We start from the raw sequence: 13,462 nt of genomic DNA, 5'->3' as shown, positions 1-13,462 counted from the left end.
GTTAGCATCGGATGTCCGGATGTCGACGCGGAGGGTGAGGCTTGGCTGCGATACCCGTCATCGCGCTCACCGGTCATCTCGGAGCCGGCAAGACGACGCTGCTCAACCACCTGCTACGTCACCCGGGCACCCGAATCGGAGTGGTGGTCAACGACTTCGGCGACATCAACATCGACGCCGGCCTGGTCGCCGGCCAGGTCGACGAGCCCGCCTCGATCGCCGGCGGATGCATCTGTTGCCTACCCGACGGCGGAGGGCTCGACGACGCACTCATCAAGCTCGCCGATCCAGCTCGGCGCCTCGATGCCATCGTCGTCGAGGCCAGCGGTCTGGCCGACCCGGTGGCCATCGCGCGGCTCATTGGCTTCAGCGAGATCCGTGGGGTCCGACCCGGCGGCCTTGTCGACGTCGTCGACGCCGCGAACCACTTCGACACCGTCGACCGCGGCACACTGCCCCCGGTGCGCTACGGCGCGGCGTCGCTGATCGTCGTCAACAAGCTTGACCAGCTGCCTGAGCGGGAGCGGGCGGCGGTGGTACAACGCGTCACACAGCGTGCGGCGCAACGTAACCCGCGGGTACATGTCGTGGGCACGACGGGTGGCCGGATAGCCACAGAGCTGCTCTTCGACGCATCCGCCACCTCCGGCCAGGTTGGACAGCTCTCGTTTCTGGATCTGGTGCCCGAGCACGACCACGTCCACGTCCACGCCGACGCCGTCACCGTCAGCAGCTCCGGCTGCGTCGACCCCGACGCCCTGCTGGACCTCTTGGAAGATCCACCGCCTCGGGTCTTCAGGCTCAAAGGCATCGTGGCAGTGCGCCACCGCGCGACCGTCCACGGCTACGTCGTCAACTTGGTGGGTAACGCGATCCACATCGGGACCGCGCCGCGGGGCGCCATCACCAACTGCCTGGTGGCGATCGGGATGAATCTCGACGTCGAGGCTGTCCGCGCCCGAGTCGACAGCGCGCTGCAGCCCGCCTCGGGGCGGCCGTCAGCGCAGGCCCTGCGGCGGCTTGACCGGTACCGGCGCCTGAGCGCGTGAGCAACGATCCGGCAAGATACGGGTGATGTCATCTTCGCTGGGCGACGTGCTCGCTACGTTAGAGCTAGAGAGGGTCGGCGAGTGGCTCTTCGTCGGGCAGCAGTTGCCGGCGCCCGCCAACCACATTCTCGGCGGCCATATCTCGGCTCAGGCTCTGTTGGCTGCGAGCCACACCGCGCCGGGTCGCGTGCCGCATAGTGTCCACACGTACTTCCTGCGGCCGGGCGATTCGCGTCGGCCGGTGGAATTCGAGGTTGTCGATCTTCAAGAAGGCCGGACGTTTTCGGCGCGCCGGGTCACTGCGCGCCAGGACGGCAAGATCCTGATGGAAGCGATGTCCTCGTTCAAAGCCGCAGATTCCGCACCCGCTCAGGTCGTCTACCAACCGCCCATGCCCGAGGCGTCCAGCCCGGAGTCGCTGCCATGGGTCGCGCCGCACCTGGCGGAGTCCGACGAGACCGCCCGGGGGCGGTGGGCGAGCCTGCGCTGGTTTGAGCGACGGATCATCGACACCGAGGTCGCTCCACCCGCACGGGCGCGGATGTGGTGGCGACCCGACGGGCCGGTGCCCGATGATCCGGTGCTGACCGCCAGCCTGGTGGCCTACCTGTCGGCGGTGACGTTGACCGAGCCGGCATACGCGGCGCGCGGGGGCGCCGGGGCGTCAGCGCAGCGTGATCATTCGGTGTGGTTCCACGCTCCGGCGGCGTTATCGGGTTGGCTGCTCTACGACCGGTCATCGCCAAGTAGCGCGGGTTCGCTATCGCTGGCGAGTGGGACGATGTTCAACCGCGACGGCGGGCTGGTGTGCACGGTAAAACAAGAGATGTATTTTCCGCCGCGCACGGCCTGAAATCTCATCGGTTGTTGGCCAATAACGCTGTGCTGCAGGAACATTCGTCACAGTGACGTATTGTCGGTGACGGGCGGGGACGGGAAAAGGGGGAGTCCGCGGTCCGGTTTGGGCGTGCGACATCCTGACGCCCCGCGCGGTCGCACTTCGTGTGCCGGCCCGCGGTCGCGGAGCTGCCGGTGCGGAATGCGTCGGCGCCGACTGTGACGAACGTCAACCGGCGAGAGTGACGTGGGTCATAGCTCGACCGACCTCAATTAGGTCATCCTGACCGTTCGTTTGCATATCTAATGGCTGGGAGCGCGATGGCCGACCTCGACTTTGCCTATGACCTGACCCTCGACGAGGCGCGCAGACGCAGCGCAATGCTCGAAGCGATTGGTGACGACTGGGACCCCATCGCCGTGCTGCGCGAGGAAGAGAAGGCCTACGACATGCTGTACTCGAACCTGGACGAGGAGCAGCAACGGGTCTACGACGAGTTGGTCCGCGCCGGCGTGCTGCCCGAACGGACGATCGCTCGTGCTGCCGATTGATCCGACCGCCGACCGCGGCCGCCGCGCCTGGTTGCCGTGCCCGTCCTGCGATCACCGTGCCACGTGCGGTGAGTGTCGGAGCAGCCGGAATTGCGATACGCACTGGCAGTATCTCCTGAGCAACAGGGGCACGCTGGTGCACCTGCAGTGCTCGGATTGTGGCCATCTCTGGTCGACCGACACGCATCGTCGCACCCGCCCCAAGCGGTGGGGCCACAAGCTGAACTGACGCCGCCAGCGCCCGTAACCCAATAGCCCTGCGCCGCAAAGTGATTCGTCACAGTGACGTATTGACGGCGATGGGCGGGGAAGCGGGGATGGGGAGCCCGGGGGCGGTGCAAGTGCGTAAATCCCCGTGGCGCCGGTCCATTCCTCGATGGCCGCCTGCCGGCGATTGAATCCCGAAGCTCGGCGCGCTCGACGGCCGGCGCTGAGCAATCCTGAGCGACCGCCGGGCCCGATCCTGGGTGGCATCCCGAACCGCCTGCGGGGCATGGTAATTCGTCACAGTGACGTATCACCGGCCGTGTCGCCGGAACGCGGGAGGGGTAAGCGGCCACCCGCTGCGTGCGTTACTGGCCCGGTCGGATGGCGCCTCGAGTTGATGGCTCTCGTATAGCGGCGGCCTCGTCGTCCGCGCCGATTGGGTTGTCCGGGCGGCGGTAGGGCGACGTCGTCGCATGGCCGCGCGGGCCACGGCGTTGTAAACCAGCAGCTCACGGCGAGCGTGGCTTGAACTCGGGATTAGCCTCTGCCGATAAGCGACATTATGTCAAGTAAAGTCCGCCGTCCTCATCCGGTGGACCCGGCGCTGGCCCACACTTTGGAGCGGTGCCAACGCCTCGCTACCGACGGGTGGCGCAGCAGCGTTGGCAGCACTGCTAGCGGGTCGAAGTAGGTGATGCGCTCGATCCCTTTGCCGTCTCGCAGCCGGAGCCGGTTGACGTTCGGCCAGTCGAGCACGTCACGTCCGAGGCTGGCGCGGAGCCGAAATTCGATGAAGACGATGTCGTTGTCGCCGCTCCAGTGGTCGACGTCGGCAGTCAGTCCGGGAATGCTGTAGAAGAATCGGTGAAACTGTGCTTGTGCGGCTTCGAGTCCGACCGTGCGTGGTGCGAGCGGTTGCACAAGAACCACATCTGGATGCAGCAGCTCCGGCAACCGTTGCGGTGATGGATGGCGCCAGAAGTCAGCGAACCTCGTGACGAACTGCTCTGCATTAGACGGCGTGTTCATGCGGACAACGATGCCCGTGGACGGACTGCTATCTCGACCCGGCGCGCTGCCATCGGCTGCCATGTCGCTAATTGCGTGCCGATTAACGAACGTCCGCGACCCGTGAAGGACACCGCCTTGGAATCAGGGCTCCCCCATCCGCTCGCATGGGCCGACTTGCCGGAAAGCTAGCAGGAAGAAACTTGTGGCGTGCGGTTGACTGTCACTCGATCGTGAGGAACGTCCGCGCGAGGTGACTGTGAGAGGACCGACTATGCCCACCATCACCACGTCGGACGGTGTCGAGATCTTCTACAAGGACTGGGGCTCTGGGCAGCCGATCGTTTTCAGTCATGGCTGGCCGTTGACGGCCGACGACTGGGATGCGCAGATGATGTTCTTCTTGCACCAGGGCTATCGGGTGATCGCTCACGACCGGCGCGGCCATGGTCGATCCGAGCAGGTTGGGACCGGCAATGACATAGATCATTGGGTGGCCGACCTGGCCGCGCTAACCGAGCAGCTCGACCTTCGCGACGCCGTCCACATTGGGCACTCCACCGGCGGCGCTGAGGTGGCCCGTTATGTGGCGCGCCACCAAGAGCGGGTCGCCAAGGCGGTACTCGTGTCCTCACCGACCCCGAGCATGTTGCGGACAGAAAACAATCCGGGCGGGCAGCCCCAGGAGTGGTTCGACGCGGTGCAGGCCGGTGTCTCGGGAAATCGATCGGAGTTCTTCCGCGCGGTTCCGGAGGGCCCGTTCTACGGATTCAATCGATCCGGAGTGGAGCCGTCTGAGGCTGTCATCGCGAACTGGTGGCGGCAGGGTATGTCCGGCAGCGCCCACGCTCACTATGAGACAGTGTTTTCCTGGCTGCAGGACTACACCGAGGACCTGCGGACCATCACCGTTCCCGTTTTGGTGATGCACGGCGACGACGATCAGATCGTCCCGTTCACAAGCGCGGTGCCCCGTGCCGTCGAACTACTTCCGAACGGTGCGTTGAAGACCTATGCCGGCTACCCGCACGGCATGTTGACCACGCACGCCGATGTTCTCAACCCGGATCTGCTTGCGTTCATCGCATCCTGATCGGCAGCGTCGGACCAGCCCGGCACCACACTGATGCATCGAGGCGTAACGTCGAGACCTGTTGCACCACACCAGAGGTCGCCGAAAAGTCTGATCGAATCCTCTCGCGGGGCCGTTAAGGCCACGCGCCGTATCGGCCGCTAGCCCATTGTGAAGATCGCGCCCGCGGCGAAGCCAATCACTGTTACGAGGGCCACCAAAATCACCGCGACCGTCGCGCGCACTATCTCTTCTTCAGTGAGTGGCCAGCGCGGCTTCGTTTCGACGGGAACGGTGTCCCCTCGACGGGAAAATGCGTTGATTTTTGCGACCGCCAATAGGAGATCGTCATGGCCGTCGGCCGCGTCTTGGTCGACGGAGTTGTGCGCGGCGATTGCGGTGGTCATATGAGCCCCCAGGCTTGCGGACGCCGATAGGCGTTATTGGAAGTCGAATGCTTCGGCCTTCTTGCCTAAAGATACGAGTGCGAGGTCACGATTGCGGTAACGATGCTTAACGGTCACGGCACACAATCGTGCTCCCGCATTGCGCGGCGAGCCGTATGAGTTTCTGGTGCAGAATTCCTTTTTCGGTTGTGCACCAACCTATTTCGTTGTCCAATATCGGAATGAGCCCCGTCGCCGAATACGACTTCATCATCGTGGGAGCAGGCAGCGCGGGCTGCCTGCTCGCCAATCGGCTCAGCGAGAACCCTGATCGCCGGGTGCTCCTGATTGAGGCCGGCGGCAAAGACGACTGGTTCTGGATCAAGGTGCCGGTGGGCTATCTGTACACAATCGCCAATCCCCGCACCGACTGGTGCTTCACGACCGAGGCCGACCCCGGCCTGGCCGGCCGCAGCATCCACTACGCGCGCGGCCGGGTGATCGGCGGCTGCTCATCGATCAACGCCATGATCCACATGCGCGGACAGGCCAGCGATTACGACCTGTGGGCACGCGCCACCGGGGACGACCGATGGCGTTGGGGCGGCCCGGACAGTCCGGGCGAGACACTGGCGATCTACAAAAAGTTGGAGGACTACTTCGGCGGAGCCGACGAGTGCCACGGCGCCGGTGGTGAGATCCCTGTCGAGCGGCCACGCGTGCGTTGGAAGATCTTGGACGCCTGGCAGGACGCCGCTGCCGAGGTGGGCATCTTCCCGATCGATGAATTCAACCGGGGCGTCAACGCCGGCTCTGCCTACTTTCATGTCAACCAACGGCGTGGCCGTCGCTGGTCGATGGCGGATGCCTTCCTGCATCCGATCGCCCACCGGCCCAACCTCACCGTCTACACGCAGACCCAGGCCGTGCGGCTCCTGATGGATGACCAGGTCGCTGAGGAGCAACGTCGCGGGGCCTGGACGACGGCCCAGCGCCGCGTCACCGGCCTGCGGCTTCTCCGAGGCGGCCACATCGTCGACGTCCGAGCCCGCCGCGAGGTGATCTTGAGCGCCGGAGCTATTGGCTCGCCGCATCTGATGCAGGTCTCGGGTCTGGGACCGGCTGGACTGCTTGCCCAGCATCAGGTGCCGGTGGTTGTCGATCTGCCAGGAGTGGGCGAAAACCTCCAAGACCACCTGCAGATTCGAACGATCTACCGGATACAGGGCGCCCCGACCGTCAACACCCTGTACCGCAACTGGATCACCCGGGCGGGCATGGGGCTTCAGTACCTGCTGCTGCGATCGGGGCCCATGACGATGCCGCCGTCCACGCTGGGGGCTTTCGCCAAGAGCGACCCCGCCCTGGAAAGCGCCGATCTGGAGTGGCATGTGCAGCCCCTGTCGTTGCCGAAGTTCGGCGAACCGCTGCACCCCTTCGGAGCGATCACTCCCTCGGTCTGCAATCTGCGACCTACCTCGCGTGGCTACGTGCGCATGGCCAGTGCAGATCCCCTTACCTACCCGAAGATCTGCTGCAACTACCTGTCGACTGACGCCGATAGTCAAGTCGCCGTGCGGGGACTTCGGATGACTCGGCAGATCATGGCTGCGCCGGCACTGGCCCGCTACGGTCCGCAGGAGTTGCTTCCCGGCCCGCAAGTGGCGAGCGACGAAGAGCTGCAGCAGGCGGCCAGCGAACTGGGTACGACGATTTTCCACCCGGTGGGCACCTGCGCGATGGGAGCCTTTGACGCACGCGGTCGGCCGCGGTCGGCTGCCACGGTGCTCGACACCGATTGCCGCGTGTACCGCGTCGCAGGCCTTCGAGTGGTCGATGCTTCCGTGATGCCCAACATCATTTCCGGCAACACCAACGCGCCGACCATGCTCATCGCCGAGCGCGCCGCGCGGGCGATCGTGGGATAAGTCATTCCCCCGCATGTGCTTTCGCGGTTATAGCCGAACGGTATCCCCTTGGTATCTATCTGGGAACGCAGCCGCGTTTCGGCTGGACCAGGCCTATCGGTAACAGGAGTCACATCGTTAACATCGCGCGATGCACAATTTGCCCCTCGCGGCCAGTAACGCGCGACCGCGTGTCGTTTCCCGGCGCGATGCGCTGCGCTACGCCGCCGCGTTGGCAGGTCTGGGTGCCGCATCAGTAGCCTGCGGCACGCCCACGGCGGCCGCCGCCGCTCCTCCCCAACTGATCGACTTCGCCGCGCGCCAGATTCCGGCGCAGCAGATCCGAGCTGCCGGCTATAGCGGGGTGGTCAACTACGTTTCGGAGTCGCGTCCCGGCTCATCGTTTGGCGCCAAGCCGGTCACTCGGTCCTACGCCGACTCATTGAAAGCCGCGGGCCTGGTGATCGTCAGTAACTACCAATACGGCAAGCCGGGTTCGTCAGCACCGTCGGACTTCACGCGGGGCTACGCCGGCGGCATCGCGGATGCCCGCACCGCCTGGCAGCTGCACACCGCCGCGGGCGGCGGCCAGAGTGCGCCGATTTTCTTCACCATCGACGAAGACATCAATCGCGACACCTGGAATCACACCGCGCTGCAGTGGTTTCGCGGAATCAACTCGGTTCTCGGAGTTCAACGCACCGGGGTCTACGGAGGCGTCAGGGTGTGTCAATGGGCCGCGGCCGATGGCGTTATCGGGTCTTCGAGCACACCTGGCCGCCGCTGGGTCTGGCAAACTCGAGCCTGGTCCGGCAATCAGGTTCACCCCGCCGCCGTTCTCTACCAGCGAGTCGTGAGCACCTCGTCCAATCCCGGGCCGAAGGTCGGCGGACTCGAAGTCGACGTCAACGACGTCCTGGCTTCCGATTGCGGCCAGTGGAACCTCCATGCGGGTCGTCCAAGTGGCGATGTGCGGTAGTGGCGAGATCGCTGCCCGCGATTCGAGCTACAGCCCGGATGGCACGGCTTTGCCGTTCACCGTCACCGCGACCTGGCCGGTCGTGGGGTTGAACTCGATCTTGCCGTGCTCGAAGGTCGACACCTGCAGATCGCCGACGGTGTTCACGTCGCTGGTGGGCAGACCCAGCGGACCTGCGGAACCGTTAGTCCCGGTGACCGCAGGCGTGCCGTCCGGCCCCCGCGGGACGTTCCAGGCCTCCCGGATCTTGCCAAGGATGATGTAGGCGGGGGTGCCGGCCTGACCGTTTCTGGCGGTAATCGCGCCGCCCTGGAACTGCTGAAATACCACGCCGCTGTCCCGTGTGCCCGCGTTGCGGTCACCCGTCAATGGCTTGCCGAGAGCCTGCCGCTGATCCTGGGTTGCCGACGAGTACTTGGCGGCGATCGGGCCGGTGAGAGTGACCTCGACGCCACGCTCCCCGATGAGCTTCACCTCGGAAGGCTGCACCGGAGCTTGGGACGTGGGGGTGGCGCTCACCTTGGTCTGAGGGGGTGCCGACGCGTCGACGCTCTTGCCACTGCTGCAGCCCCCAGTGATCAGCGCGACGGTGGCCAGGCCGACGCCTGCGGCGTGGCGGTATGCGATCGTTCTCATGGTTCCTCTCTCGCCTTCCTGTGGGTCCGGGTCAGGCTGCGGCTGACGTCCTCAACCGGCCGGGACCGCAAACCGAACCACTCGAGCGGTGCAAGCGGCGGCCGCGGTCTTCGTTGCTCCGAACGAACTTACGACCCGGTCATAGACGATGAACCGGCGCACCCGAGTAAGCGCGCTAGCAAACATCCGGTTTGAAAGTCCGAGCTTTGGATAAACCTGTCAATCAGCTGCCGCGCTTCGACAGCCGGCATTTCACGAAGGGAGCCCGACGTGGCGTTCTCACACATTGCATCGAAGACAACGGCAGTAACAGCCACGTTGGCGGCGGCCGGACTCGTCGCGGCGTCACCGGCATTCGCGGATCCGCAAGTGCTCCAATTCGGCCAGATGGCGGAGCTTTCCAGTAACGGCGGCACCATCGACTACACCGTGAGCAACCTGCAGCCCAGCGGCCACAACGACGGCGTGTGGTACTCCGACGTCACGGCCAAAGGCGTAAGCGGTAACGCAACTCCGAACATTGCCGATTTCAACGCGCGGGCCGCCAACAGCTCCACGTTCGCGGTGATGAAGGGCAACCAGACCGACGGCCTTCCTGAGGGGCCACTCCCCTTAGGCAGCCCTGTTACTGGGCGCATTTACTTCGACGTGCGCAGCGGTACGAACCCCGACAGCGTGGTCTACCGGGACGCCGGAGGCACGGACAAGGTCGTCTGGAAAGGCCAGTAACGCGCCTTCCTTCATCGAGGCCTTGCTCTATAAGCGTCACTGAGGCGACCTCAGACACGGACATCAAGCCCTTCGCGGCGAATACCACAGCGCCGCAACACACATGGATGACGGTCGCGCAACTGCTGCGATCTCTAGGCGTCGTCACCCGCGCGGCGGAGCATCGCGTCCGGTCATCGTTGCCCGCTGCTTACCCGGCGGTAGAAGGTACGGCGATATCGAGAAGCCCGGATGCCGCCCCGAACAGGTGGCCTTGTGCCAATGCGCATCCGGCTTTGAAAACCGTCTCGGCCTGCTCGACCGCTTCTATGCCTTCGGCGATCACGTTGAGACCCAGCGCCTCGCACAAGCCGATGACCGACCGGTACAACGTCAGGTTTCGGCCCGGCTCGACGCCCACTGCCAGGCCGCGGTCGAGCTTGACGATTTGCACGGGCAATTCGTGGAGGTACGTCAGCGAGTTGTAGCCCGCGCCGAAGTCGTCCAGGGCCACCCTGATGCCCAATTCGGACAACCGTCTGATCGCGGCCGCCCCGTCGGCGAGATCAACAACGGGAACCGTCTCGGTGATTTCCAGGACCAGCCGGTGCGGCGATAAGCGGTGCCGCGCCAGCGCGCTGCTGATGACATCTTCGAATTCAACGCTGCCAAGTCGGGCGGCACCGACATTGATATGGAGGTCCAGATCGAGGCCCGCGGCCTGGATCTCCGCGCAGGCCAGATCGAGCACCATGGCATCGAGTTGTGCCCCCATGCCGTTCGCTTCGGCCAGCGAGACGAAAGTCTGGGGAGGTATCTGCATCCCACTTCGTGTTGTCCACCGGGCAAGCGCCTCCACCGCGACGGGGATGCCGCGTGGGAGGGACACCACGGGCTGATACTTCAGCCGGAAACCCTCCGGAACGCGCCCCTTCGCCTGCCGGAGCGCGGTCGGAAAATCTTCCGACACGCTGAACGCCGGGTGGTAGACGACGGCGGTGTCCTTGCCCAGCCGCTTACCGGTGTACATCGAGATGTCGGCCTGCCTGAGCAAGTCGTCAGACGTCGGCGGGAGACCGTCGCCCCCGGGACTGACCAGGCCCATGCTGGCGCGGACCCGCACCGAACTCCCGTGCACCGAGAACGGGCTCCGTAGTGCCACGCGTAGCGTGTCGGCGAACATCTCGGGTGCCTCGACGCCACCTGCGATCAGGATGGCGAACTCGTCTCCCCCGATGCGGGCCAGCGTGTCGCCGGGCCGGAGGCAACGCTCAAGGCGCCCGCTGATCGCGCACAGGAGTTCGTCGCCGGCGGCGTGCCCGAATCGGTCGTTGACCTCTTTGAAGTCGTCGATGTCGACGAAGACCAAGACGAACGGCCCCTCGCGTATCGCTTCGTCCAGCCGCTGCGCCAACAACAGTCGATTCGGTAGTCCGGTCAATGCATCGTGCTGGGCCTGGTGGGCAAGTCGGCGCTTGGCGTCGACGAGCTGTTCGGTCAACAGCCGCTGCACACGCATCGCCACCACGTAGCGGGTCGCGACCAGCAGCGCCATCGCCAGATAAGTGCTGACGAAGATCGGGTCTACCCTGCGGCCGATGAGCACGTGGAACGTGAGGAGAGCGGTGCTGCCCATGAAGCCCACGTAGGGCAGGGTCAGCTGCGCCCAGTTGGTCGGTTGTTCCATCTCGTCGTGGGGGGGTCGCGGGCGCGGCGGCAGTTCAAGCAGGCTCCACGTGATCAATAGCGGAGCCATGACGAATCCGGTGCCCACCCACAGATCCAGCGTCGTCACCCCAATGCTCCGAAGATAAGCCAGCAGCCTGTCTGAGGAAGTCAGGGTAATCACCGCGGCTGCCAGCAGCATGTAGTTCGCCCGGCCCGGCCGGTACGGCGGGTACCACATCGCAACAAGAACGGCGGCCACCACCACGACGAGCTCAACGGCGGCGATGCCGAAGACGACTGCGGAATTGGTCGACCGCGGCAGCGCGGCGCCGTCCATGGCGCCCAACCGGGCGACGTACACCAGGTGGCAAAATGCCAGCGTCGCCAGCAGGCCGTCCAGGACGGTGGTGACGACCCCCGGCCGTATCCGCGCCCTTGTTCTGTCGTCGTGACGGTGGCCGGCACGCACGAGCAGCACCATCGCCGTGCCGAACAACAGGCCGGCGAGAAAGTAGCCGACGACGGCTGGTTCCGGTGCGGTTGCCCCGCGGTCGTGGGCGCGACTCGGGCGCGAGAGAAATTCGGCGGTCAAAAACGTCGCGATCGCCACGAGGAGCAACACCCGCCACCACCGCCATAGGCCGGTCACCCGGCGCGTGACTTCAAGACCAACGACTAGTGCGCCGAAACAGATCGTTGCTTCGAGGACAAACTGCACACGTTGCGCCGTCGCGACTCCCCACAGCCCGAGCGCGTTGAACCCCGCCGCGGCGACGAAGACGGCAGATAGCCCGCGATACAGGCGACGACTCCCAAACGGCAACGCGTCCCCTCCAGCCTGCGGCGTTGACGCTCCATATCCTGACAGAACAGTTTGGCGGCTGGAACGTTATCGCCCGATTGGGTGACCACAGCTACATCGCCTGTCTGACCGTCGTCGGCATCGACGAGCACCACTGGCGCGCTGTCGCTGACGGCACCGACATCTTGAAGCCGCCGACAATCGAGCGCTCGGCCAGGCAATCCCTCTCCCCTGAGTTGTCAGTGCTACTGCCATCCTCCGGGCGCCGTCATCATCGTGGTGAGACAACGCATCCGGTGACCGTTGCCATCAGCGCCTGCTGGAAGGTGTGTCCCGGCAACCTTTCTGGAACAGCTGGCCGGTCGGCGGTATTGCTACTGGAAGCCGTTGCGCGGGTGACCGATTCGACCGTCGAGGTAATCATCGTCCAGGTCGGCGGCACGGACAGCGGACCGACCGGTCACCGCGGCCGTCATCAGCAGCGACGAGGGGCCGGACCACGCCTGGCCGGTCAGTCCGGCCAGCTCGGCCGCGTAACCACTGGCGGTCGATTCCAGCTCTGCGGCGAGCGCGACTGTTGCTCTGCGAGTTCGTTATTCCCGTCCATCACCGCGACTTCCACGGCAAGTGGGTGGACATCGAGATGCTGGTCGTCGCCGGCGCGCGCGAACGCACCGCGGACGAGTACGGCGTGCTGTTCGACCAAGCCGGTTTCCAGTTGAACCGGGTCGTCGACACCGTGTCACCGCTCAGCATCGTCGAGGCGATCGCGGTGTAGCCGAGCTATTTCGGCGACGCCAGGTCCAGCCCCAGCTCGTCGGCGGGGGCGGTTAGGAACCGGTGCACTGCAGGCCCCACCAATCCGACCACCTCATCGACCCCGAGCGTCGACAGAGGCGGCACACGCATGATGTAGCGCAGCATCGCGGTGCCAACGAGGTTGGTCGCGGCCAGCATCGCGCGCAGCCGCGTTTCGTCGCCACCGCCCAACGCGTCGGACACCGCGGTGAGCAGATAGTCGTGCAGGAAACCGCGAAACGCATCGTTGGCATCGCTGTTCGACGTCGCCGACTGCACCATCGAGGCCATGCTCGCGGCCGTCTCGGGATCCTCCCAGATCCCGAGGTAGGCCCGCACGACGCGGAAGCCTAAGTCGTCGCCCTTCTCGGCGAGCTCGGTCGTCAGCAGGTCAGACGGCAGCACCAACTTCATCGACTCGCGAAACAATGCCGCCTTCGAGCCGAAGAGATAAAGGACCATCGCCGGATCCACTCGCGCATCGTCGGCAATCGCCCGCAGCGTCGTCTTGTCGTAACCGTGCATGGCGAACTGCCGCTTTGCCGCGCGCAGTACCGCGTCGCGCGACACGGGCTCGCCTTGGCGTCGACCGCGCCGCTTGATCGTTTGCCCAGCTGGCGACATCTGCGAACCATATCATTTCAACCGTCATTGAAAAGGTCGCCCAGCGGTTGTACGCTTCGCTGAGTTATGCCCTGGTCGTTGAAAAACGACCCATGGGTCTCCCTCTCGCGCCGCCGTCCGCGGAAGGGACTGACCGACATGGACTTTGCGTCTCTGCCCCCGGAGATCAACTCCGGGCTCATGTATGCCGGTCCGGGGGCAGAGACGCAAAGTCCATGTCGGTCAGTCC

Annotated in this window: 15 protein-coding genes; 8 read left to right on the top strand and 7 right to left on the bottom strand. The window is 65.1% G+C overall.

The features are described from left to right. Positions 1–41: 41 nt before the first annotated feature. The 3 genes from A5688_RS00855 to A5688_RS00845 all read left to right on the top strand — a co-directional run bounded on the left by A5688_RS00855 (position 42) and on the right by A5688_RS00845 (position 2,438). Positions 42–1,049 (top strand): CobW family GTP-binding protein, encoded by a 1,008-nt coding sequence (locus A5688_RS00855; RefSeq protein WP_067831561.1) that lies wholly within the window; start codon positions 42–44, stop codon positions 1,047–1,049. Between the two features lie 25 nt (positions 1,050–1,074). Then, positions 1,075–1,902: an acyl-CoA thioesterase gene (locus A5688_RS00850; RefSeq protein ID WP_067831563.1), complete on the top strand. Its 828-nt coding sequence runs from the start codon at positions 1,075–1,077 to the stop codon at positions 1,900–1,902. Between the two features lie 305 nt (positions 1,903–2,207). Then, positions 2,208–2,438, top strand: coding sequence for a DUF6400 family protein (locus A5688_RS00845; RefSeq protein WP_165606900.1), 231 nt, complete (start codon positions 2,208–2,210; stop codon positions 2,436–2,438). A gap of 792 nt (positions 2,439–3,230) precedes the next feature. Here the strand turns inward: A5688_RS00845 and A5688_RS00840 are convergent. Further along, the gene (locus A5688_RS00840) at positions 3,231–3,737 is read right to left on the bottom strand and encodes a nuclear transport factor 2 family protein (protein WP_242660404.1); all 507 of its coding nucleotides are present in this window, start codon (positions 3,735–3,737) and stop codon (positions 3,231–3,233) included. Positions 3,738–3,927: 190 nt separating this feature from the next. Here A5688_RS00840 and A5688_RS00835 point away from each other — a divergent pair, with 190 nt between their 5' ends. After that, on the top strand, positions 3,928–4,746 hold the full coding sequence (locus A5688_RS00835; RefSeq protein ID WP_067914629.1) for an alpha/beta fold hydrolase: 819 nt from the start codon (positions 3,928–3,930) through the stop codon (positions 4,744–4,746). A gap of 140 nt (positions 4,747–4,886) precedes the next feature. Here A5688_RS00835 and A5688_RS00830 read toward each other — a convergent pair whose 3' ends face one another. Beyond that, positions 4,887–5,132: a hypothetical protein gene (locus tag A5688_RS00830; protein WP_067831570.1), complete on the bottom strand. Its 246-nt coding sequence runs from the start codon at positions 5,130–5,132 to the stop codon at positions 4,887–4,889. A 221-nt stretch (positions 5,133–5,353) separates the two neighbouring features. Here A5688_RS00830 and A5688_RS00825 point away from each other — a divergent pair, with 221 nt between their 5' ends. After that, positions 5,354–7,039 carry a GMC family oxidoreductase gene (locus A5688_RS00825; protein ID WP_067914627.1) on the top strand — a complete coding sequence of 562 codons (1,686 nt, stop codon included), beginning with the start codon at positions 5,354–5,356 and terminating at the stop codon, positions 7,037–7,039. A 130-nt stretch (positions 7,040–7,169) separates the two neighbouring features. Beyond that, positions 7,170–7,997: a DUF1906 domain-containing protein gene (locus A5688_RS00820; RefSeq protein WP_067831574.1), complete on the top strand. Its 828-nt coding sequence runs from the start codon at positions 7,170–7,172 to the stop codon at positions 7,995–7,997. Positions 7,998–8,024: 27 nt separating this feature from the next. Here the strand turns inward: A5688_RS00820 and A5688_RS00815 are convergent, their stop codons facing one another. Next, positions 8,025–8,633, bottom strand: a complete 609-nt coding sequence (locus tag A5688_RS00815; RefSeq protein WP_067914625.1) for an LGFP repeat-containing protein — start codon at positions 8,631–8,633, stop codon at positions 8,025–8,027. A gap of 270 nt (positions 8,634–8,903) precedes the next feature. Here A5688_RS00815 and A5688_RS00810 point away from each other — a divergent pair, with 270 nt between their 5' ends. Continuing rightward, positions 8,904–9,362: an MPT63 family protein gene (locus A5688_RS00810; protein ID WP_067914623.1), complete on the top strand. Its 459-nt coding sequence runs from the start codon at positions 8,904–8,906 to the stop codon at positions 9,360–9,362. A 190-nt stretch (positions 9,363–9,552) separates the two neighbouring features. Here the strand turns inward: A5688_RS00810 and A5688_RS00805 are convergent, their stop codons facing one another. From A5688_RS00805 to A5688_RS26555, 3 genes are all read right to left on the bottom strand, one after another. Then, positions 9,553–11,631 carry a putative bifunctional diguanylate cyclase/phosphodiesterase gene (locus A5688_RS00805; RefSeq protein ID WP_242663190.1) on the bottom strand — a complete coding sequence of 693 codons (2,079 nt, stop codon included), beginning with the start codon at positions 11,629–11,631 and terminating at the stop codon, positions 9,553–9,555. Between the two features lie 451 nt (positions 11,632–12,082). Continuing rightward, positions 12,083–12,259, bottom strand: a complete 177-nt coding sequence (locus tag A5688_RS28475; RefSeq protein ID WP_431768071.1) for a hypothetical protein — start codon at positions 12,257–12,259, stop codon at positions 12,083–12,085. Further along, positions 12,186–12,368 (bottom strand): hypothetical protein, encoded by a 183-nt coding sequence (locus tag A5688_RS26555; protein WP_082995926.1) that lies wholly within the window; start codon positions 12,366–12,368, stop codon positions 12,186–12,188. Before A5688_RS26555 ends, A5688_RS28475 begins: the two co-directional genes overlap by 74 nt. 20 nt (positions 12,369–12,388) lie before the next feature. Between A5688_RS26555 and A5688_RS00800 the strand changes: the two genes are divergently transcribed. Continuing rightward, positions 12,389–12,589: a hypothetical protein gene (locus A5688_RS00800; protein ID WP_068268019.1), complete on the top strand. Its 201-nt coding sequence runs from the start codon at positions 12,389–12,391 to the stop codon at positions 12,587–12,589. Positions 12,590–12,594: 5 nt separating this feature from the next. On the opposite strand, the gene A5688_RS00795 is transcribed toward A5688_RS00800, so the two are convergent. Then, on the bottom strand, positions 12,595–13,233 hold the full coding sequence (locus A5688_RS00795) for a TetR family transcriptional regulator (RefSeq protein WP_067911225.1): 639 nt from the start codon (positions 13,231–13,233) through the stop codon (positions 12,595–12,597). Positions 13,234–13,462 lie beyond the last annotated feature (229 nt).

The organism is Mycobacterium mantenii (assembly GCF_001667865.1).
In the GTDB taxonomy this organism is placed as follows: domain Bacteria; phylum Actinomycetota; class Actinomycetes; order Mycobacteriales; family Mycobacteriaceae; genus Mycobacterium; species Mycobacterium mantenii_A.
The sequence above is the reverse complement of the archived record's forward strand: the minus strand, read 5'-3'. Positions and strand labels throughout refer to the sequence as shown.